Origin of the sequence: Flavobacterium sp. B183, assembly GCF_023539155.1 — a bacterium.
GTDB classification, from domain to species: domain Bacteria; phylum Bacteroidota; class Bacteroidia; order Flavobacteriales; family Flavobacteriaceae; genus Flavobacterium; species Flavobacterium tructae.
The window spans coordinates 1,381,969-1,401,529 of sequence record NZ_CP097434.1 but is presented as its reverse complement, the minus strand read 5'-3'; the positions used below and the strand labels follow the sequence as shown (position 1 = coordinate 1,401,529).

The 19,561-nt window shown below is 35.9% G+C and carries 17 protein-coding genes and 5 pseudogenes; 13 read left to right on the top strand and 9 right to left on the bottom strand.

Features of this window, described 5'->3' with window-relative positions; genetic code table 11:
- Nucleotides 1-110: 110 nt before the first annotated feature.
- Entirely contained in the window at nucleotides 111-776 is a 666-nt protein-coding gene (locus tag M4I44_RS06285) for a hypothetical protein (protein WP_249966838.1), read from the bottom strand.
- Between the two features lie 345 nt (nucleotides 777-1,121).
- Here M4I44_RS06285 and M4I44_RS06280 point away from each other — a divergent pair.
- The 6 genes and pseudogenes from M4I44_RS06280 (at nucleotide 1,122) to M4I44_RS06255 (ending at nucleotide 5,366) form a co-directional block, all read left to right on the top strand.
- A pseudogene (locus M4I44_RS06280) lies at nucleotides 1,122-1,612 on the top strand (nuclear transport factor 2 family protein).
- 259 nt (nucleotides 1,613-1,871) lie between these two features.
- Nucleotides 1,872-3,249, top strand: a pseudogene (locus M4I44_RS06275) (ammonium transporter).
- Between the two features lie 258 nt (nucleotides 3,250-3,507).
- Nucleotides 3,508-4,183, top strand: a pseudogene (gene trmB, locus M4I44_RS06270) (tRNA (guanosine(46)-N7)-methyltransferase TrmB).
- A 43-nt stretch (nucleotides 4,184-4,226) separates the two neighbouring features.
- The gene (locus M4I44_RS06265) at nucleotides 4,227-4,505 is read left to right on the top strand and encodes a hypothetical protein (RefSeq protein WP_249966837.1); all 279 of its coding nucleotides are present in this window, start codon (nucleotides 4,227-4,229) and stop codon (nucleotides 4,503-4,505) included.
- 67 nt (nucleotides 4,506-4,572) lie between these two features.
- Nucleotides 4,573-4,860 (top strand): hypothetical protein, encoded by a 288-nt coding sequence (locus M4I44_RS06260; protein WP_232424312.1) that lies wholly within the window; start codon nucleotides 4,573-4,575, stop codon nucleotides 4,858-4,860.
- A 179-nt stretch (nucleotides 4,861-5,039) separates the two neighbouring features.
- Nucleotides 5,040-5,366: an MGMT family protein gene (locus M4I44_RS06255; protein ID WP_017494699.1), complete on the top strand. Its 327-nt coding sequence runs from the start codon at nucleotides 5,040-5,042 to the stop codon at nucleotides 5,364-5,366.
- 15 nt (nucleotides 5,367-5,381) lie between these two features.
- Here M4I44_RS06255 and M4I44_RS06250 read toward each other — a convergent pair whose 3' ends face one another.
- The 4 genes from M4I44_RS06250 to M4I44_RS06235 all read right to left on the bottom strand — a co-directional run bounded on the left by M4I44_RS06250 (nucleotide 5,382) and on the right by M4I44_RS06235 (nucleotide 8,134).
- Nucleotides 5,382-5,537, bottom strand: coding sequence for an ATP-binding protein (locus tag M4I44_RS06250; protein ID WP_249967411.1), 156 nt, complete (start codon nucleotides 5,535-5,537; stop codon nucleotides 5,382-5,384).
- On the bottom strand, nucleotides 5,474-6,025 hold the full coding sequence (locus M4I44_RS06245; protein WP_249966836.1) for a hypothetical protein: 552 nt from the start codon (nucleotides 6,023-6,025) through the stop codon (nucleotides 5,474-5,476). The genes M4I44_RS06250 and M4I44_RS06245 overlap by 64 nt, the downstream gene beginning before the upstream one ends.
- Nucleotides 6,025-6,705: a hypothetical protein gene (locus M4I44_RS06240; protein ID WP_249966835.1), complete on the bottom strand. Its 681-nt coding sequence runs from the start codon at nucleotides 6,703-6,705 to the stop codon at nucleotides 6,025-6,027. The genes M4I44_RS06245 and M4I44_RS06240 overlap by 1 nt, the downstream gene beginning before the upstream one ends.
- Nucleotides 6,706-6,787: 82 nt before the next feature.
- Nucleotides 6,788-8,134, bottom strand: a complete 1,347-nt coding sequence (locus M4I44_RS06235) for a sigma-54 dependent transcriptional regulator (RefSeq protein WP_249966834.1) — start codon at nucleotides 8,132-8,134, stop codon at nucleotides 6,788-6,790.
- Nucleotides 8,135-8,291: 157 nt separating this feature from the next.
- On the opposite strand from M4I44_RS06235, the gene M4I44_RS06230 reads away from it, so the two are divergent.
- The 3 genes from M4I44_RS06230 to M4I44_RS06220 all read left to right on the top strand — a co-directional run bounded on the left by M4I44_RS06230 (nucleotide 8,292) and on the right by M4I44_RS06220 (nucleotide 12,980).
- Nucleotides 8,292-9,536 (top strand): efflux RND transporter periplasmic adaptor subunit, encoded by a 1,245-nt coding sequence (locus M4I44_RS06230; RefSeq protein WP_249966833.1) that lies wholly within the window; start codon nucleotides 8,292-8,294, stop codon nucleotides 9,534-9,536.
- 159 nt (nucleotides 9,537-9,695) lie between these two features.
- Complete coding sequence (locus M4I44_RS06225) at nucleotides 9,696-10,403, top strand: ABC transporter ATP-binding protein (protein WP_017494695.1); 708 nt, start codon at nucleotides 9,696-9,698, stop codon at nucleotides 10,401-10,403.
- Nucleotides 10,404-10,550: 147 nt separating this feature from the next.
- On the top strand, nucleotides 10,551-12,980 hold the full coding sequence (locus tag M4I44_RS06220; RefSeq protein ID WP_249966832.1) for an ABC transporter permease: 2,430 nt from the start codon (nucleotides 10,551-10,553) through the stop codon (nucleotides 12,978-12,980).
- Nucleotides 12,981-13,150: 170 nt separating this feature from the next.
- Here the strand turns inward: M4I44_RS06220 and M4I44_RS06215 are convergent, their stop codons facing one another.
- The gene (locus tag M4I44_RS06215; protein ID WP_249966831.1) at nucleotides 13,151-14,767 is read right to left on the bottom strand and encodes a murein L,D-transpeptidase; all 1,617 of its coding nucleotides are present in this window, start codon (nucleotides 14,765-14,767) and stop codon (nucleotides 13,151-13,153) included.
- A gap of 418 nt (nucleotides 14,768-15,185) precedes the next feature.
- Here M4I44_RS06215 and M4I44_RS06210 point away from each other — a divergent pair.
- The 4 genes and pseudogenes from M4I44_RS06210 (at nucleotide 15,186) to M4I44_RS06195 (ending at nucleotide 17,718) form a co-directional block, all read left to right on the top strand.
- Nucleotides 15,186-16,327, top strand: a pseudogene (locus tag M4I44_RS06210) (P-loop NTPase).
- Between the two features lie 76 nt (nucleotides 16,328-16,403).
- A pseudogene (locus M4I44_RS06205) lies at nucleotides 16,404-16,642 on the top strand (NifU family protein).
- 216 nt (nucleotides 16,643-16,858) lie between these two features.
- A complete protein-coding gene (locus M4I44_RS06200; RefSeq protein WP_017494690.1) occupies nucleotides 16,859-17,341 on the top strand; it encodes a hypothetical protein in 483 nt (160 codons plus the stop codon).
- Between the two features lie 59 nt (nucleotides 17,342-17,400).
- Nucleotides 17,401-17,718 carry a 2Fe-2S iron-sulfur cluster-binding protein gene (locus M4I44_RS06195; protein WP_012023404.1) on the top strand — a complete coding sequence of 106 codons (318 nt, stop codon included), beginning with the start codon at nucleotides 17,401-17,403 and terminating at the stop codon, nucleotides 17,716-17,718.
- A 97-nt stretch (nucleotides 17,719-17,815) separates the two neighbouring features.
- Here the strand turns inward: M4I44_RS06195 and M4I44_RS06190 are convergent, their stop codons facing one another.
- The 3 genes from M4I44_RS06190 to M4I44_RS06180 form a co-directional block, all read right to left on the bottom strand.
- Complete coding sequence (locus M4I44_RS06190; protein WP_249966830.1) at nucleotides 17,816-18,118, bottom strand: hypothetical protein; 303 nt, start codon at nucleotides 18,116-18,118, stop codon at nucleotides 17,816-17,818.
- A complete protein-coding gene (locus M4I44_RS06185; protein ID WP_249966829.1) occupies nucleotides 18,118-18,318 on the bottom strand; it encodes an SMI1/KNR4 family protein in 201 nt (66 codons plus the stop codon). Before M4I44_RS06185 ends, M4I44_RS06190 begins: the two co-directional genes overlap by 1 nt.
- A 116-nt stretch (nucleotides 18,319-18,434) precedes the next feature.
- Entirely contained in the window at nucleotides 18,435-19,424 is a 990-nt protein-coding gene (locus tag M4I44_RS06180) for an aspartate-semialdehyde dehydrogenase (RefSeq protein ID WP_017494688.1), read from the bottom strand.
- Between the last annotated feature and the right edge of the window lie 137 nt (nucleotides 19,425-19,561).

The window sequence follows — 19,561 nt, the reverse complement described above, 5'->3', positions numbered from 1 at the left end:
GCGAAAGCCCGACAGCAATATAAAAAGGGGCGACTAAGCGATTGCAATAGTCAGCCCCTTTTTATATTGGTGGCACGCCCAGATTATTATTTATACAATTCTCGACTTCCTTATGATTTCGGTAATGGCGCCCCAACTGCAATATCGCAGCGATGCCCGGGTTTTCCGTGTGCGGGATTTTTTCCATCGGCTACAGTTGCTGTTTCTGTACTTAACAAAGCCGGAACAGCATTGTCTGTCGCCGGAGGTGTTACGGTAAAGGTTTGCGAAGCAGTTCCGCTTTGTGCTGTATTGGCGACAACAGGTTGTTTGGCAGCAGCTGGAGAATTTAACGGAGCTCCCACCGGAATATCGCAACGGTGTCCGGGTTGTCCGTGGGCAGGATTCATGCCTTTAGCCACTTTTGTTGGCGTAACAGTTGTTGTAGTCACTACATTTTGCTGCCCCGGTTTTACCTGAACGGTTTGTGCAGGCTGTGTCGTTGTGGTTTGTCCTTGTGTAGGAGCCGAATTTAAAGGCGCCCCAACAGCAATATCACAACGATGTCCGGGTTGTCCGTGTGCAGGATTCATTCCGCCATTAGCACTCAAAACTGTATTTGGATTTGCTGCAGTAGGAGCCTGAACAACAGGGGCTGCTTTTGTCGTATCTTTTGCCAATCCCAGTTTTACCAATTCAGAATTTGGTGTGTTTTCCTGAGGTTCTAATTCCTTTTTGCAGGAAGTTAAAAAGATAGAGGAAAGTACTAATGAGGTAATGAGTATTTTTGGATTCATGATGTATCGATTTTAAAGCTATCAAATATACTAAATCCTATTATACCATATAAGTGATGTAAGATAATTTAAGTTTTACTTGGCTATTTGGGCTCGCGAAGACGCAGAGTCGCAAAGTTAATGTTTCATGCAGGTTTAAAAATAAGAACATTACAGAGTTACTTGCAAAGATTTGCTTCACCTGTTCGCTATCGCTCGGGTCTCCTTCGTCGAAATGACAAACGGTATGTTTAATCATCCAAAAAACTGCACCATTGTACCTTTGCATCTTTGAACCTTTGTACCTCAATACCTCAGAACCTTTCAAAAAATATTTGCTACCTTTAAATCCAAAACAAACCACTTATGAAAAAACCAATCTTACTTTTATTATTTGTTACCTTTTTTGCAAACGCACAGACTTCTGAAAAAGACAAAGTCAACCAAACCATTGATGCCTGGCACAAAGCAGCAGGCGAAGTAAAATTTGATGCTTATTTTGATTTAATGGCCGAAGATGCTATTTTCATCGGAACTGATGCCACCGAAAACTGGATCAAAAAAGATTTTAAAGTTTGGGCCAAACCCTATTTTGACAAAGGAACGGCCTGGAATTTCAAAGCTTTAGAACGTCACATCTTTTTCGACAAAACCGGAAAAATTGCTTGGTTTGACGAACTGTTAAATACACAAATGAAAATTTGCCGCGGATCGGGGTTTTGATTAAAGTAGGGAAAGAATGGAAAATCCAACATTATGTTTTATCCATGACGGTTCCTAATGAGGAAGTAAATGCAGCGATCAAAATTAAGGCTCCTATCGAAGACGTTTTGATTGCAAAGCTTCAAAAAAAATAAACATTTTTGGACTTTCTTTTTACAATCCTAACTTTTTACGCCCTTTACAGTACACTTTGCCAATTTTATTATAATACAATTGGCAATTTTGTCTCTTTTTTAGAAGTGCAAAATAAAATACCCTCAAAAAACAGGGTGTATTTTACAAAATCCACTAAAATAAAAACAACACCTCTGTTTTTACACCCCTAAAAACCATAATATTCATTTTTTCATAACTTTAACCCTAAAAAATAGGGACACATAAAGTATTTGAAAAATGAAAATAGAAAAACGCTGGATCATTTCCTTTATTATCATCAGTATTGTTTGCGTTACTGGTGCTTTTTGGCCAACTATCACCGAAAATAGTTACGTATTAGCTGAATTTGGCACAACCGATCATATCGTTCCTGCCGATGTCGCCTGGATGTTAACGTCCTGCTGTCTGGTTTTAATCATGACTCCGGGACTGTCTTTTTTTACGGCGGAATGGTTGGCAAGAAGAATGTGATTTCGACCATGTTGCAGAGCTTTATCTGTTTGGGGTTGTCACGCTTTTATGGGTTGTAGTGGCCTTTAGTCTGGCTTTTGGCGATCCTGTAGGGCTAAATTTAGGAGGTCATTTTATAGTTTCTTTGGTGATCCAACCACTTTTGCTTTTATGGATTATGTGGGAGTTCTGCCTCATAAACAATTGGCCAGCACGATTCCGTTTATGCTTTTTGCATTGTTTCAAATGAAATTTGCGATTATTGCTCCGGCCATTATCACTGGTTCTTTTGCAGAGCGCGTTCGTTTTATATCGTATTTACTTTTTATCAGTCTTTTTACCATTTTTATTTACGCGCCATTGTGCCATTCTGTTTGGTATCCAACAGGTATTTTAGGCAGTTATTTTGGCGTAAAAGATTTCGCAGGAGGAACCGTTGTACACATGAGTTCAGGATTTGCGGCTTTGGCAGGAGTACTGGTTTTAGGAAAAAGAAAAAACAATCAGCACATTCCAACCAATATTCCGTTTGTATTATTAGGAACCGGAATGCTATGGTTTGGATGGTTTGGCTTCAATGCCGGTTCGGCTCTTGCAGCCAATGGAACCGCCGCAATGGCTTTTGCGACAACTACAACCTCATCGGCTGCAGCCATGTTAACCTGGGTTTTCTTTGACCGAATGAACGGCCGAAAAGTTTCGGCTCTTGGCGCTTGTATTGGAGCTGTAGTAGGCTTGGTTGCCATTACTCCGGCTGCTGGTTATGTTTCAGTTCCTGAAAGTATGTTTTTTGGATTTATAACGGCTCTGGTTTCTAATTCGGTTGTAAACTGTCGCTTATCAAAAAATTCGATGATACCCTTGATGTTTTTGCCTGTCACGGTGTAGGTGGAATTATGGAATGATTCTAACTGCTATTTTTGCTCATGGTGAAGATGCGAGTTTGTTACACGGAGGCTGGAATGTATTTGCACATCACATGATGGCGTTGGTATTGGTTTCTATTTTTACTTTTTTCGGAGCGTACTTTTTATTTAAGGTAACCAATTTCATTATTCCGTTGCGTGTTTCTGAAGAGAACGAACATATCGGATTGGATTTATCCCAACACGATGAAACACTTGACCCTAAATTAAAAGCTATTACTGAAGTCCATTATGGTTAATTCTTTTGCCACAGATTAAATGGACTAAAATGATTTTTCAATCTGTGCTAATCCATAAAATCTGCGGCTAAAAAAGGGTTGCCACGAATTCCACTAATTTACACTAATTTTTTCCAACCAAACCGCTTAAATTAATTCGTGAATTCGTGGCGAAAAAAAAATATCCTTGATGAAAATTCGTGAAGGCAAACTTTTAAAGCTAATTGTACTATTTACATTCGTTTATATTCCTTAATTTTGCTGAAAATTTTTGTAAAAGTGGGAAGTAAAAATAAACTAAAAAGATTCAGAGAAAACGAAACATTTCAAAACGTTTTTCAACCAACCAGAGAAGAAGTTGTAGGCGATTTAATGCCTTTGAAAGGTAAATGGAATTCTGATTTCTTTAAAAATGATAATCCATTAGTTTTAGAATTGGGATGTGGAAAAGGAGAATATTCTGTAGGATTAGCGGAAAGATATCCAAACAAAAATTTTATTGGAATTGATATTAAAGGAGCCCGTTTCTGGAGAGGTGCCAAAACCGCTGTTGAAAACGGATTACACAACGTTGCATTTGTTCGAACTCAAATCGAACTAATCAATCATATTTTTGCCGACAATGAAGTGGACGAAATCTGGATTACTTTTCCGGATCCGCAAATCAAATACAAGAGAACCAAACACCGTATGACCAATTCGGAGTTCTTGAAATTATACAAAAGAATCCTCAAAAAGACGGTGTCGTAAACTTAAAAACCGACAGCGAATTCATGCACGGTTACACGTTGGGATTACTTCACGGTGAAGGTCACGAGGTTTTATACGCCAATCATAATGTATATAAAAATGAAGGAAGCCCTGAAGAAGTTACGGCATTCCAGACTTTTATGAAAAACAATATTTAGAGATTAACAAGGCAATTACGTATATTCGTTTTAAAATTAAAGACTAATTTAATTTTAAAAACTTTTTTTCATAACCCATCAATCAACTGAATGGCATTACTTACCCCATTACTTTCAGGTTTTCTTGCCGCTTTCATTGGGATTATTCCACCAGGTTTAATCAACATGACGGCAGCCAAAGTAAATTTGAAAGAGGGGAAAAAAAATGCTTTATGGTTTGTTGCGGGAGCTGTCTTAGTGATCTTTTTTCAGGTTTCTTTAGCCGTTTTTTTTGCACGCGTCATCGACAATCGGCCGGATGTAGTGACATTGTTACGCGAAGTAGGATTTGTTATTTTCTCTGTTTTAACCGTTTATTTTTGTTTATAGCCAAAGAACCGAAAGCCAAAAAATCGAAAATAAAAAAACCAGTAAAAAAAGTCGTTTCTTTCTGGGAATGCTGCTTTCAGGACTTAACTTCTTCCCTATTCCGTATTATGTGGTTGTAAGTGTTACTTTGGCCTCTTACCACCTTTTTGCATTTGAAAACAACATTATTTTTACTTTTGTATTCGGATCTGTTTTAGGCTCATTTGCCGCTTTATACAGCTACATTGGTTTCTTTGGAAGAATCGAGAAGAAAACAGACTATCTGATGAAAAACATGAATACCATTATTGGAAGCATCACAGGATTAATTGCCGTACTCACGCTTTTTAATATTTTGACTTACTATTTCAGCTAATAAAATGTAAGTTCAGATTATTATTTATTTGTAAAATTTTAGTTTCACGCAGATTTTGCGGATTAAGCAGATTCTTTCCTTCATAAATTAAAAAAATGGGCTTCATTTTAATGCATAAAATCTGCGTGAAAATTTCGTTAGTAAAATCATTTCTCACCCTTTAACCTGTGCTACAAATTATGGCTGAAGATAATTTTTTTGAAAGAGTTTATGCAATCGCCCGACAAATTCCGTACGGAAAAGTAACTTCTTATGGCGCAATTGCCAAAGCTTTAGGAACAGCCCGCTCTGCCCGAATGGTAGGCTGGGCCATGAATGCCTGTCACAACATGGATGATGTTCCCGCCCACCGTGTGGTAAACAGAAAAGGGCTTCTCACCGGAAAACACCATTTTGACGGAACCAATTTAATGCAACAGTTACTTGAAAGCGAAGGCATTAATGTTGTAGACAATCAAATTATAGATTTTGAAAAACATTTCTGGCAGCCGAAAATAGAACCTTAAAACCGCTCCTTATAACTAAATCAGACAAATTACAAAGCTGGTCTTGTCTTCATCGGTTTGATAACTCAAATACCCTCCGTGCGCTTCGATGATATTTTTAGAAAGCGTTAGTCCAATTCCGGCACCATCTTTTCTGGTGGTGAAAAAAGGCAGAAAAACTTTATCTCTGATCTCGGTATCAATTCCTTTTCCGTTATCCGAAATGGTAATAAAAAGCGATTGTTTTCAGTATACGATGACAAGAACATCTTCTTTTCGCGCTTTTCTTTCAAAGCATAAATACTATTGGTAATCAGATTGATAATTACCTGTTCTATCTGACTTTTATCAATTAAAATCGATCTTGAACTATTAATTTCGTTTACCAGTTCTATATTTTCCGTCTTTAAAATTGGACTCATTACCCGAAGACAGTCTTCAAAAAGAACCTTTATAGGAGTCATTTTTTTAGTCGGAGTCGGCAGCATGGCCAGTTTTCGATAATTTTCTACAAAAACCTGCAAATGATCGCTTCGATTGATAATAGTCGAAATACTGCTTTTAATATCTTCAAAATCATCCTCTTCTAATTCGTCCTGATCAACTATTTGCAGTAAATTTTGCGAAAGTGCACGGATTGGCGTTAGCGAATTCATTAACTCGTGCGAGATAATTTTCATCAGATTGATCCAGGCTTCCTTTTCTTTTTTCTCGATAACACGCTGAATGCTGTCCAGCAGAATAATAAAATATTCTTTGTCATACATTTCGTATGCGAAGTCTGAAGCACAAAAGTCTGTAAATCCTGATCTTCGATCTTGATCGAAATAGCCGTTTTCAATTCTATAAAATTGGTCTTTTCGATTTCCTCACAAAGGGAGGGCAAATAGTTTTTAAGATACTTCCACTGGCTTACTTTTGGCACTTTGAATAAGTTTGAGAAGCAATCGTTCATTAAAAAAAGATTCCAGTCCTCACCTTCTTTCTCGAGAATTAAAGTAGCGGTGTCGATATTATTTAAAATGGACTGATAGATGCGCTCTTTTGACGTCTGTTCCTGTCGTTGAACTTTTAACTTATCATAAAGTAAAAACAAGTTCCTGAAATTCTCCTTTTTGCTTTCTTCCGGAAAATTATTCGAAAAATCATCCTGCAGGATCGATAAAAGCATTTTATCGTAAAACAAGGTTTGCCCTTTAACAAAAAAATACATTTCAGACAACAATAGAAAAACGACAAAACCAACCAGAATTGCATTGTAATACAGTTCTTTGTAAATCAAAAAGACACAAAAGAAAAAGGGAATCATCACCAACAGAATCCTTGCAAACAAAGCGTTATAAAATTTCCAGTTCTTCATTGTTTTATTTTTTATTCCGACAGATTCAAAAGTTTACTATCTAATGAAAATCTTTCAAAGTCGTTCGAAACTATTTTTAAGTTTAGATGTTTCTCAGATCGTATTTTTCAATTCTTCTGTACAAAGCGGCTCTTGAAAGCCCAAGTTCTTCAGCTGTTTTGCTGATATTTCCATTATTCTTAAACAATGTTTTCTCGATGGCACTTTTTTCCATTTCAGACAGTGGATTTTCGTCGTTTTCCTGAAGTTCTTCGAAATCCAAAATATCCAGATTGGTTACCGAAATAGTATGATTATCGGCCAAAATTAAGGCACGCTCAATCTTATTCTCTAATTCCCGAATATTTCCTTTCCACGGATATTTTTCTAAATAGGGTCCAACATTATCATCAAAACACCAATTCTCCTGATTGTATTTTTCAGCAATTTTATCCAAAATAAAATTAGCCATCGGGATAATATCGTCTTTTCGCTCACGCAAAGAAGGTAAATGAATCTCCATGGTGTTGATTCGGTACAGTAAATCTTCCCTAAACGTTTTATTTTTTACTTCTGCTTTTATATCGGCATTGGTAGCCGCAATGATCCTTACATTCAACGGTCTTGCTTTGCTTTCGCCCAAACGGGTTACGGTTTTGGTTTGTAAAACATGTAACAGTTTGGATTGCAGATGTAACGGAATATTCCCTATCTCATCCAGAAAAATCGTACCACCCGAAGCCGCTTCAAATCTTCCCGCAGTATCTGTTTTAGCATCTGTAAAAGCCCCCTTGGCATATCCAAAAAGTTCACTTTCAAACAAGTTATCACTCAGTGACCCCAGATCGACATGCACAAAAGGCTGCTCTTTTCGTTCTGAATTCAAATGGATGAACTCAGCAAAAACATACTTTCCGGTTCCGTTTTCACCTAAAATTAAAACGTTAGCAGCTGTCCTGGCAACTCTCTCGGCAATACCGTAAGCCTGCTTAATTTTAGGAGAGGTTCCTGTAAAATAACTTTTGGTTGGTTTTTCTACTATTTCTTTTTTACCATTCTTTCGACTCTCTACTACAGCCTTATCAATAATTTCCAGTAGTTTTTCATTGTTCCAGGGTTTCAAAACATAATCAAAAGCCCCAATTTTAATTCCTTCAACCGCAGTGTCAATTTTACCAAAAGCAGTCATTAAAATCACAACAGTCTTTGGCGAAAGTGTTTTAATTTCCTTCAACCAATGAATTCCTTCGCGTCCATCTTCAAAACCAATTCGATAGTTCATGTCCAATAAAACCACATTTATTTCATTCTCGTTTAAAATGGAGATAATTTTTTTGGGACTGTTGGTCGTAAAAATGGTTTCAAAATGTTTTTTGAGAATCATTTTTGCCGAAAAAAGAATTTCTTCCTGATCGTCGACGATTAAAATATGGGCTTGTTTCTTTCGCATGCTGTCTTTTTTTGTCCGATTCTGAACGGTCAACTGTTCATTTCCGAACACTTCTTTTTTAGATGGTTTTTAAAGCTTCTTTAAAATCAATACTTTACAGATTATACTTTTTATGGCACAGTATTTACCTATTGGTAATCAGTAAATTATTAAAGAAATGGACAAGATAATTCCTCGTAAAAATAGAAAATTTAGATATCTCACAATAGCAATTGGAGTTTTTTTAGTTTTGGCAACAATTGTATTTTTCTCGTTTAATACCAAAAGAAGTTTAAATGTAAAAGCCGATGAACTTAGCGTTCAAAAAGTAGAAAAAGCTTTCTTTGAAGATTTTGTTGTTTTTCAGGCCAAAGTAGAACCTCTTAACGTAATGCTTGTGAATGTTACCGAAGGCGGATCTGTCAAAGAGATTTTTGTTGAAAATGGCGCAATGGTTACCAAAAGTCAGCCTTTAGCACGTTTGTTCAATCCGAACACAGAACTGAATTACCTGACTCAGGAAACGGCGATTATAGAGCAAATCAATAATTTAAACACCGGAAAACTGAACATCAGAAATCAGGAGCTGAATTTAACCAAGGATCTGGTTTTAATCGAACACGATTATAATGACGCCAAAAGGTTGTACGACATGAACGCGAAATTGTTTGAAAAAGATGTGATCTCGAGAAATGACTGGAATAATTTTAAAGAAAGTCTGCGTTTTCAGGACGAGCGTAAAAGAACGATCCAACAAAGTATTCAAAAAGAAAAACAAACCAATCAGGTTCAAATTTCTCAAATCAACCGTTCGATTCAGACTATGGAAAAAAGTCTGGATATTTTAAGAAACAATAAAAAGAACTTCTTAATTACAGCACCGGAATCGGGGAGATTAACTTCTTTTCAACCTGTATTGGGAAAAACGTTTCAGGCAGGTGAAAGTATCGGAAAAATAGATTCTAAGCAAGGTTACAAATTAGCAGCCGATGTAGATGAATTTTATTTGGAAAAAGTACGCGAAGGATTGAAAGGTCAGGTAGAATTTCAAGGAAAAAACCTGGAAGTTATAGTTACAAAAGTAATTCCGGAGGTAAAAAGCGGACACTTTAGAGTGGAACTGGCTTTTATATCCAAAGAAAATATCACTTTACAAGACGGTCTTAGTTTTGGTGTAAAACTGATTCTGTCCGAAAAAAACAAAACACTTGTGGTTTCAAAAGGAAGTTTCAATCAGGAGTCTGCAGGAAAATGGATTTTTGTAGTAAAAGGAAATAAAGCAGAAAGAAGAAACATAAAACTAGGCAGAGAAAACCCATCGTATTATGAAGTTCTCGAAGGCTTAAAAGAAGGTGAATCAGTTATCACTTCATCGTACACCGATTATAAAGACATTGAAGAATTATCGATTAGTTCTCAGTAGTAGTTTCCAGTCGCGGTTTTCAGTCACAGTAAACGGTCACAGTATACAGTCACAGTTTACATTTTACATCTTACAATTCACGATTCACGATTCACAAAGTTTCAATCATCAATCATCAATCAAAAAATAGAATTAACAACCACTAAAATTTCAAAACTTATGATAACCATTCAAAACCTAACCAAAGTTTTCAGAACAGAAGAAGTAGAAACAGCAGCTTTAAGCGGGATTTCTTTAGAGATTAAAAAAGGTGATTTTTTAACCATTATGGGACCTTCAGGCTGTGGAAAATCAACTTTACTTAATATCATAGGTCTTCTGGACAGCGCTTCAGGCGGGAGTTACAAGTTATTAGATCAGGAAATGATTGGTTTAAAAGAGAAAGGAAGAGCAAATGTCCGAAAAGAAAACATTGGCTTTATTTTCCAAAATTTTAACCTGATCGACGAACTTTCGGTTTACGACAATATCGAATTGCCTTTGATCTACAACAATGTAAAAGCAACTGAGAGAAAACAAAAAATCGAAGCTATTGCCGAGAAACTGAATATCTCTCACCGCCTTAAACATTTCCCGCAGCAACTTTCAGGAGGACAACAGCAAAGAGTTGCCGTTGCAAGAGCTTTGGTAAACGATCCTAAAATTATTCTGGCCGATGAGCCAACCGGAAATTTAGATAGTAAAAACGGTAATGAGGTAATGGAACTCTTAACCGATTTACATGCTAAAGGAGCTACCATTTTAATGGTTACCCACTCTGATTATGATGCTTCGTTTTCGCAAAGAACGATCCATATGAAAGATGGTGTGGTATTCTCTGAAAAATTCAATCAACGAAATGTTGATGTTTTTATGGACGCTAAATAAAAGTAAAATGATCAAATTCATCGTAAGCGCAATCATAATCCTGATGGGGTTTGTTTGCAAAATACTATCCGGCCTATAATGCCTTGCAGATTATAAAACCTGCAAAACTATTTCAAAACCAACCGTAACAACTATAAAAAATAAAACATGATTTTTAACTGGTTTAAGATATTTATATATCATTTGAAACAAAACAAACTGTTTTCGTTTTTAAATGTCCTGGGATTAAGCATTGGAATCTCTGGAGTAATTTTCGCCATTTTATACTGGAATAACGAAAATGCCTATGATCAATGGAATCCTGAAAAAGATAACGTTTATCAGGTTTTAAATAAAATTGGAGCAACAGGAGATACCTGGGCCTCCAGCAGTATTCCTTTCGGAAGAACTTGTAAAGCAACAATTCCCGAAATAGAATCGATCTGTTTTTTTAATTCCTGGTACAGCAATGATATGATTAAATATCAGGGGCAAAAATTCTTTCACAAAAAGATTGCAGTTTCCGACAATGGTTTTTTTGATATGTTTCCGCTGCCTATCGTAAAAGGAGCCAAAACCAATATCCTGAAAGAAAAAAACAGTGTGGCATTATCAGAAGAAACTGCAAAATTACTTTTTAAGAACGAAGACCCAATTGGCAAATCAATTACCTATAATTACAAAGATTACACGGTAAAATCGGTTTATAAAATTATAGCTCCTTCAGCTTTTGAACCCAATTACGTTTTTAGCGGAGTTGCCCGTGATGGCGACGAGCAAAGTTGGGGCAACTTTAATTATGGCTTAATGATTAAAGTTAAAAAAGGAACTGATATTGCAACTGTTTTAAAGAAAATACAAAATGTAGATTACGTTAACCGAACTTTGAAAGATGCCAAAGCCAACGGACAGACTCCGGAACAATATGTAAAAGAAAATGGACAGACAACTGTAATATTAGATAAATTAAGCGATACCCGTTTGCACGGTACAAAATCGTCACAGGGAGCAAATCTTCCAGAAGGAAAAGGAAATCTGCAATTGCTTTACATTATGGTCGGTCTCTCTATTTTGATTCTGGCGCTTTCTTTGGTCAACTATATCAATTTAGCGACCGCTTCAGCAATAAAACGCGCTAAAGAAGTGGGCGTTCGTAAAATTGTGGGAGCCACTAAAAAGCAGATCGTCCTTCAGTTTATTTTCGAAACCGCGATAATAGTAGTTTTAGCCATTATTTTTGCTTTGGCAATTGTAGAACTTTCTCTGCCGTACTACAATACTTTTTTGAAAAAATCTCTGACTATGAATGGCAGTGAATTTTACCTGCAGCTCCTTTTTATATTTGGATTAGTGATCGTTCTAGCAGGTGTTTTTCCTGCCGTTTACATCTCAAATTTTGAAACGCTTAAGGTTTTAAAAGGAAACTTCTCCAGAAGTAAAAGCGGCATCTGGATTCGAAACTCGATGCTTATTTTCCAGTTTGGTATTGCTGCTTTTTTTATTATTGGTGCTTTAATCGTGAATTCACAGGTAAGCTATATGATGAACAAAGATCTTGGTTTTAGTGGAGATCAGGTTATCAAAATTCCTTTTAATTATCAGGAATATGACAAGAAATTCCTTAAATATCAAACCACAAAACAAGAACTTTTAAAAATGCCTGGAGTTACAGATGTATCCACCTTTGCCGGTACTTTTGGAAACAGCACCAACTCCAGTTCAGGATTTACACACAATAGTATTTTTGTACAATCCCGAAATGTCGAAATGGATTTTGGCTTTCTGGATATGATGAAAATCAAAATTGTTCAGGGACGCGATTTATCTCCGAAATTTGCTTCGGATACCATTGACAATTGGCTGGTCAACGAAACTCTTGTTAAAACCTTAGGAATTAAAAATCCTATTAATACGGTTATAACATCGGGTTGGGGAAATGAAAAAGGAAACATGAAATTTAAAATTGTTGGTGTGGTAAAGGATTTTCACATCACGGGATTACAGGACAAAGTACCACCAATGGTTTTTATCAATCTTAAAACTTTAAAGTGGAATAATTATGATAATATTTATGTGAAAGTTTCTCCAAACAACTTAACCGAAACCTTATCAAAACTAGAAAAATTCTGGGCAAAAAACATCAATCAGGATTATCCATTTGAATATGAATTTGTCAATAAAGGCTTTGCCCGAACCTATCAGGAACAGGTAAAACAGAAGAATTTGTTTTTCATTCTAAACCTTGTGGTCATCATCATCGCTATTTTTGGATTGTTTGCTTTGGCCTCTTTTTCAATGGAGCGAAGACTAAAAGAAATTGCCATTAGAAAAACATTGGGCGCTGAAACTGACGCTTTATTAAAAGAATTATCCAAGCAATATGTTGGTTTTTGTTTACTTGGATTTGTGATTGGTATTATTCCGGCATACCTTTTGCTACAAAAATGGCTGGAAAACTTTGCCTTCCGAATTGGAGTCTCGGTAATTCCATTCAGTATCGCTCTGGCTTCCCTATTGGCTTTAACGCTTGTCATCGTTTTAGCAAAAGCTTATCAGGTAACTAAGATTGATATCTTAAAATACCTAAAATACGAATAATACCGATTGTATATTCAATATAGTCCAATTGCATTGTACTATTTTTCATATTACATCGGCATTATATCAGAAAACATTGAACTAAAATGTAAGTAAATTTGATATAAACTTGTAGACCATTTTTTTTTTTAAAACCCGCCAAATCATATTGATCTGGCGGGTTTCTTTTTTTATTTCGAAACAACTGAATCGGAATATAATAACTTATCCAGCTGTTTATCTCTGTCGTAAACATCGGGATAAAAACCAATTTCTCCGTCATCCGTTACCCAGGCCGTAAAATATCCAATATAAATTGGAATTTTGGTTTTCAGCATACAAGTGGTTTCTTTTTCACCGCTCATCGCTTTATCGATTTTATCTACCGGCCAGTCGGGATTGTCTTTCAAAATAGCCAAAGCCAATGGTTTTGCTTCTTTAACATTAATACAGCCATGACTGAAAATACGTTTTTCGAAATCAAACAAACTTTTTGCAGGAGTGTCGTGCAGGTAAATGTCATTTGGATTTGGGAACATGAATTTAACTAATCCTAAAGAGTTTTTAGGTCCCGGTTTTTGTCTTACATTCCCTCCGTTCCATTCCATATTATGATCTGCCAGATAATTTTTATCCTCTGCCATTTTCAGTTTCAGCTCATTTTTGATGATGCTCTGCGGAACATACCAATACGGACTAAATACAATTCGATCCATATTACCGCTAAAAATTACGGTCTCGGTCATTCGGGTTCCCACAAAAACATCGGAAACGAGTTCATATTTACCATTTTTCACATAAATCAGCCTGAAGGACGGAATATTAACCATTATGTACTCGCTGGCCTTTGCTAATGAGGCAGGTATCCATCGGCAACGCTCCATATTCAGCATGATCGTTTTGATACGATTACCAATAGGTTCATTCATCTGATTGATATGATCACGGGTTAAGGTATAATTCAGTTTTAGTCCGTACCTTTTTTTATACTTTAAAACTCCGGCCATCATCTCCTCGTCATAGACATCTCTTTTAGAATCTTGCGCCAGATCTCCCACCACAAACAATCGCTGTCTGATTTGCTTGATGGCAACACCGCTATCAAAAGGCTTCAGGTCTTTATAATTTATACTGTCAATATCAATTTTTGTCCATTGATTGTTTTTCTCAATGTTTCTGTATCTTTTCAATACTGATTTAAGTTTGTAGTACTGTCCAAACAAAAGATCCTCGTCTTTATTCAGTCGACCGGGGTCAACCATAAGAGAATCTAATATTTTAGAGTAAGAAATCGTTTTTGCCGGAAGAAACCATCCAATTTTTTTTAGTGTCTCCGGATCAACTCCTGAATAAACGTTGCTTGCGTAAAAAACATACATATTAGACAACAACAGTTCTGTATCAATTTGCGGAAGATCATTCGTTACGTTCTCATTAAAAACATCATCTACCAGATTCATATAAGGCATCATAGCTTTAATTCCCTGCTCATTTAGCAAGCGTACCTTATGATACAGCAGTGCCCCAAATTCACTCACACTTTTATCATCGTACCAGATCATTTTGTATTCCTTTTTCTTATACAGGTCTAAAACGTCATTTTGGTATTTTTTTAAATTGGGATATTTTTTGTAAAACTGACTGATTGCTGCCGCATCAACAGCGGTTTTAAAAAGGTACCTATTCGATGCAGAAACATTATCAAACTCTTTGAATTTGTGGTTTACATCGCTCTCTTTAGCGGAAGATCCGAAAGAAAACAGCAAAAAACTAACGGCAATAATTACAGAAGAAGTAAAATTTCGCATATTTTTCAGATTTAAATTTTAAGATTAAATTCTATTCAGAAAATACCGGAAACCTATAATTGTCCCCCAAAGACAAGTTCTCGTATATTTTTCAGAATATTTGGAAATCGCAAATTTAGGGTACTCAAATATAGCTAAGATTATTGATATTTTAACGATCTTATTCTTAAATTTTATCTGTTTACCTGTTATGTTTTCCCCGTTTTTTTATTTCTAAATAAAACACAATCTCTCGTTTTTCAGATTCCGGAATCAAAAACTAGGTGTAAGAATCATTTTGAGCAATCTCAATATCAATAAATACAATTTAAAAAGGGTTTGAATCCGAACATAATCTGTTATCTTTGCAGTCTGAAATCAGTTTAAATTAACACAATACTTTAAATCGATTTCGATCAATCGAAAATAGTCCATTAAAATGAAATTAGACAGAAAAGAAATTCTTAAAGCTCTAGAAACAATTACTATAGCGGGAGAAGGAAAAAATATGGTTGAAAGCGGCGCTGTTGCCAATGTCATTACTTTTGGTGATGAAGTTGTGGTAGACCTGGTGTTGCATACGCCAGCAATGCACATCAAAAAAAGAGCTGAAGATGATATCAAAAAAACAATCCATGAATTGGTATCCCCTGAAGCTAAAATCAAAGTAAATATTAAAGTAGAAACTCCGGAGAAAAACGAAATTAAAGGTCGTGCTATTCCCGGAATCAAAAATATTATTGCAGTTGCTTCTGGTAAGGGAGGAGTTGGAAAATCGACTGTTACCGCAAATCTTGCTGTAACACTTGCCAAAATGGGCTTTTCAGTTGGTGTTCTTGATGCTGATATCTACGGACCATCGATGCCAATTATGTTTGACGTTGAAAACGAAAAACCGGTTTCGATTACTGTTGACGGAAAATCAAAAATGAAACCTATCGAAAGCTATGAAATCAAAATACTTTCTATTGGTTTCTTTACAGCGCCAAGTCAGGCTGTAATCTGGAGAGGTCCAATGGCTGCAAAAGCACTGAATCAAATGATTTTTGATGCCGATTGGGGAGAATTAGATTTTATGTTAATCGATTTACCTCCGGGAACAGGAGATATTCATCTTTCGATCATGCAATCGCTTCCAATTACAGGAGCTGTAGTAGTAAGTACTCCTCAGGCTGTGGCTTTAGCCGATGCTAAAAAAGGAGTAGCGATGTTCATGCAGGACAACATTAATGTACCTGTTTTGGGAATCATAGAAAACATGGCTTATTTTACACCCGAAGAATTACCTGACAATAAATATTATATCTTTGGACAAGAAGGAGCAAAAAATCTTGCCCAAGACTTAAACGTTCCTTTTTAGGAGAAGTTCCAATTGTACAATCTATTCGTGAAGCTGGTGATTATGGTCGTCCGGCTGCTTTACAAACTGCTTCGGTAATCGAAACCGTTTTTGAAGGGATTACACGAAATGTTGTACAAGAAACTGTAAACAGAAACGATAGTTTACCTGCGACTGAAGCCATAAAAATTACAACTATGGCGGGATGTTCAGCGGTTAAAAAAATTAATATAATGAGATAATGAGAAAATTAGATAATTAGATAATGCACAAAATTGTCTAATTATCTAATTGACCAATTTTCTAATTGATAAAATTATGACAACAGAAGAATTAACAAGCAACGTATTATTAGCTCTTGATGAAATCAGACCTTTTTTAAATTCTGATGGAGGAGACATTACGCTTATTTCTATAGAAGATGACAAACATGTTAAAGTTCGTCTTGAAGGAGCATGTATCAGCTGTAGTGTAAATCAAATGACGCTAAAAGCGGGAGTTGAGACCACTATAAAAAATATGCCCCACAAATAGAAACGGTGGTTAATATAATGTAATAAAAACGCGATTTTTCTCAGCAATTCGATTTCGTCGATTTAACAAGAATATTAGCGCTTTATATCGTTTAATTTATAATTTCGCAAAAAAACAGTGCTAAATAAATGAGTTGTTGCATTTTTAGCAAAATATAATACAAATATTTAAGAGTTTTAGTTAAGGAATTGTCACTTATTTAATTAAATTTGTCACATAACCCTTAAATCTTAAATTTTATGAAGAAGTTTTACGCTCTGTTTTTATTATTATTTTGTGTTTCTGTAAATTATGCGCAACAAACCACTCAAACGTTAGTAGTTGACAAAGCCTGGCTAAATGATTCTGAAGAATGGTCGGATTTTAAATACACAGGTCAGATTGTATTTTCGACTAATGCCAACGAAGAAGAAGGAAGCCTAAGAATTGGAAACTATGATTTTCTGTTCGACATTTGTGGAGGAAAAGCAAAGTTTGCCAACAAAGCAACTTATAGTGTTGCACAATTCTCTCACCCGAGAAAAGTATCTGTTACCACAGACAAACAGGGAGTAATGAATTCAACTTATGAAGGAACTTTGGTTTTTCAATCTGATAAAGATTATTATTCTGTAATTGCTATAGTAACGATATTAGAGAAAAACGGAAATACTCTTGGAGTAAAAATGCACCTTAAAGAAGGCAGCAAAAAAGAATACGCATTTAGTATCAAAAACAGTTAATATAATTTAAGGATTTTTCACGTTATAAAATCCGAACCAGTAAAATTCCACTAATTAAAATGGATGTATTAATAAAGATTAAAGATCGAGAAGGAGTTATACACGAATTACAGGCTCCGACTGATATGGCAATGAACATAATGGAGTTATGCAAAGCATACGAACTTCCTGTTGAAGGAACTTGCGGAGGAATGGCGATGTGTGCCTCTTGTCAGTGTTACGTTCTAAATGATGTTGCATTACCGGAAATGGGAGATGAAGAAGAAGCTATGCTTTCGGAAGCGTTTTATGTTAAATCTAATAGCCGTTTAGGTTGTCAGATCCCTATTACTGAAGAATTAGAAGGCCTGGAATTAGAACTGGCCCCGGAATATTAAATACAAAAAAGCGAGAAGTAAAATTCTCGCTTTTTTTATGGCTGTTACTTTAATAAATCCGACAGGTTTTAAAAACCTATCAGGTTTGCTTCTACAATTATTCTGTAATTTCTCCGGGATTAAATGGCTCAAAATTTCTTTCAGAAAATACTTCTGTCAGGATTCCCGACGAACACAGCCAGGTTATCGTTTCTTCAAGTGTAGTTCCTGCCTTATAGATCATTTCACTATGTCTTGGCAATACAAAGTATTCGTTTTTTAAAAGAACAATCTCATCGCCGTCGTACGTATCCCCTATTCTTACTGAACTCAAAACTTCTTCTTTCGTAAGCACATCTTTTCCTTCATCCCAGAACCAATATTCCGTTATGCGATTTCTCCACTCGTCGAGCGTCAGCATTATGGTTTCGGGAAGATAAATCCGTACGTAAGTTCCCCAAGGATTCCACTCCCAAATTCTGAAACATACGCTTTGTAATCTTCGTCGAAATTAATATTTAAGGTTTTCTCACAAGCCAGAATATCTTCTTCATCCGCTACAAACAAATCTGTTTTATGGGTATTGTAATTGGCTATTATTTTATAATTATCGAAATTCATATCATTGATTTTTACAACAGCTAATTTATGATTTTTAAATTTATGCATCAAAAAAACCGCAACTGCATTGCTGCAATTACGGTTTTCTCTTTATAACAATTTTATTTAATCTCTGTTTATACCAAACCAGCTGCAATTAAGTACTCAGCGATTTGAATCGTGTTGGTTGCAGCTCCTTTTCTAAGGTTATCGGCAACAATCCATAGGTTTAAAGTATTTGGCTGGCTTTCGTCACGACGAATTCTACCTACAAAAACATCATTTTTACCTTCTGCAAACAATGGCATTGGGTAAGTAAAGGTATCTAAGTTATCCTGAACTACTACTCCATCTGTATGGTGTAAAATTTCACGTACTTCATTTACATCAAAATCATTCGTAAACTCAACGTTCACAGCCTCACTGTGTCCGCCAACAACCGGTACACGAACTGCAGTAGCGGTTACTCTGATCGTATTATCGCCCAGAATTTTTTGAGTTTCACGAACTAATTTCATTTCTTCTTTAGTGTATCCGTTTTCCTCAAAACTGTCGCAATGTGGAATGGCATTTCTGTGAATTGGATACTTATAAGCCAATTCGCCCTGAACTCCGGCATATTCGTTTTCTAACTGTCTTACCGCTTTCACACCCGTTCCGGTGATCGATTGATACGTAGAAACGATAATTCTCTTAATATTGTATTTTCTGTGCAATGGAGCCAAAGTCAACACCATTTGGATGGTTGAACAGTTTGGGTTTGCGATAATTTTATCTTCTTTGGTTAAAGTCGAAGCGTTGATTTCAGGAACCACTAATTTCTTAGTCGGGTCCATTCTCCATGCTGATGAATTGTCAATAACAGTTGTACCTGCTGCAGCAAATTTTGGAGCCCATTCCAGTGAAGTTTCACCTCCTGCCGAAAAAACAGCAATATCAGCCTTCATATCCACTGCTGTCTGCAGTCCTACCACTTTGTATTTTGTTCCTTTATATTCAATTTCTTTTCCTACTGATTTCTCAGAAGCTACCGGAATTAACTCTGTAACAGGAAAATTTCTTTCTGCTAAAACTTTAAGCATTACTTCGCCAACCATACCAGTGGCACCTACAACTGCTATTCTCATTTTTATATGTTTAGTATGAATTAATTTATTTTGTTATGCAAAAGTATACATAATAAAAGTCAAAACAACGTCCTTCACAAAAAATAACAAAATGTTACAAAACAAACAAGAAGCAAAAAAAACCGCCCCAATTAAGG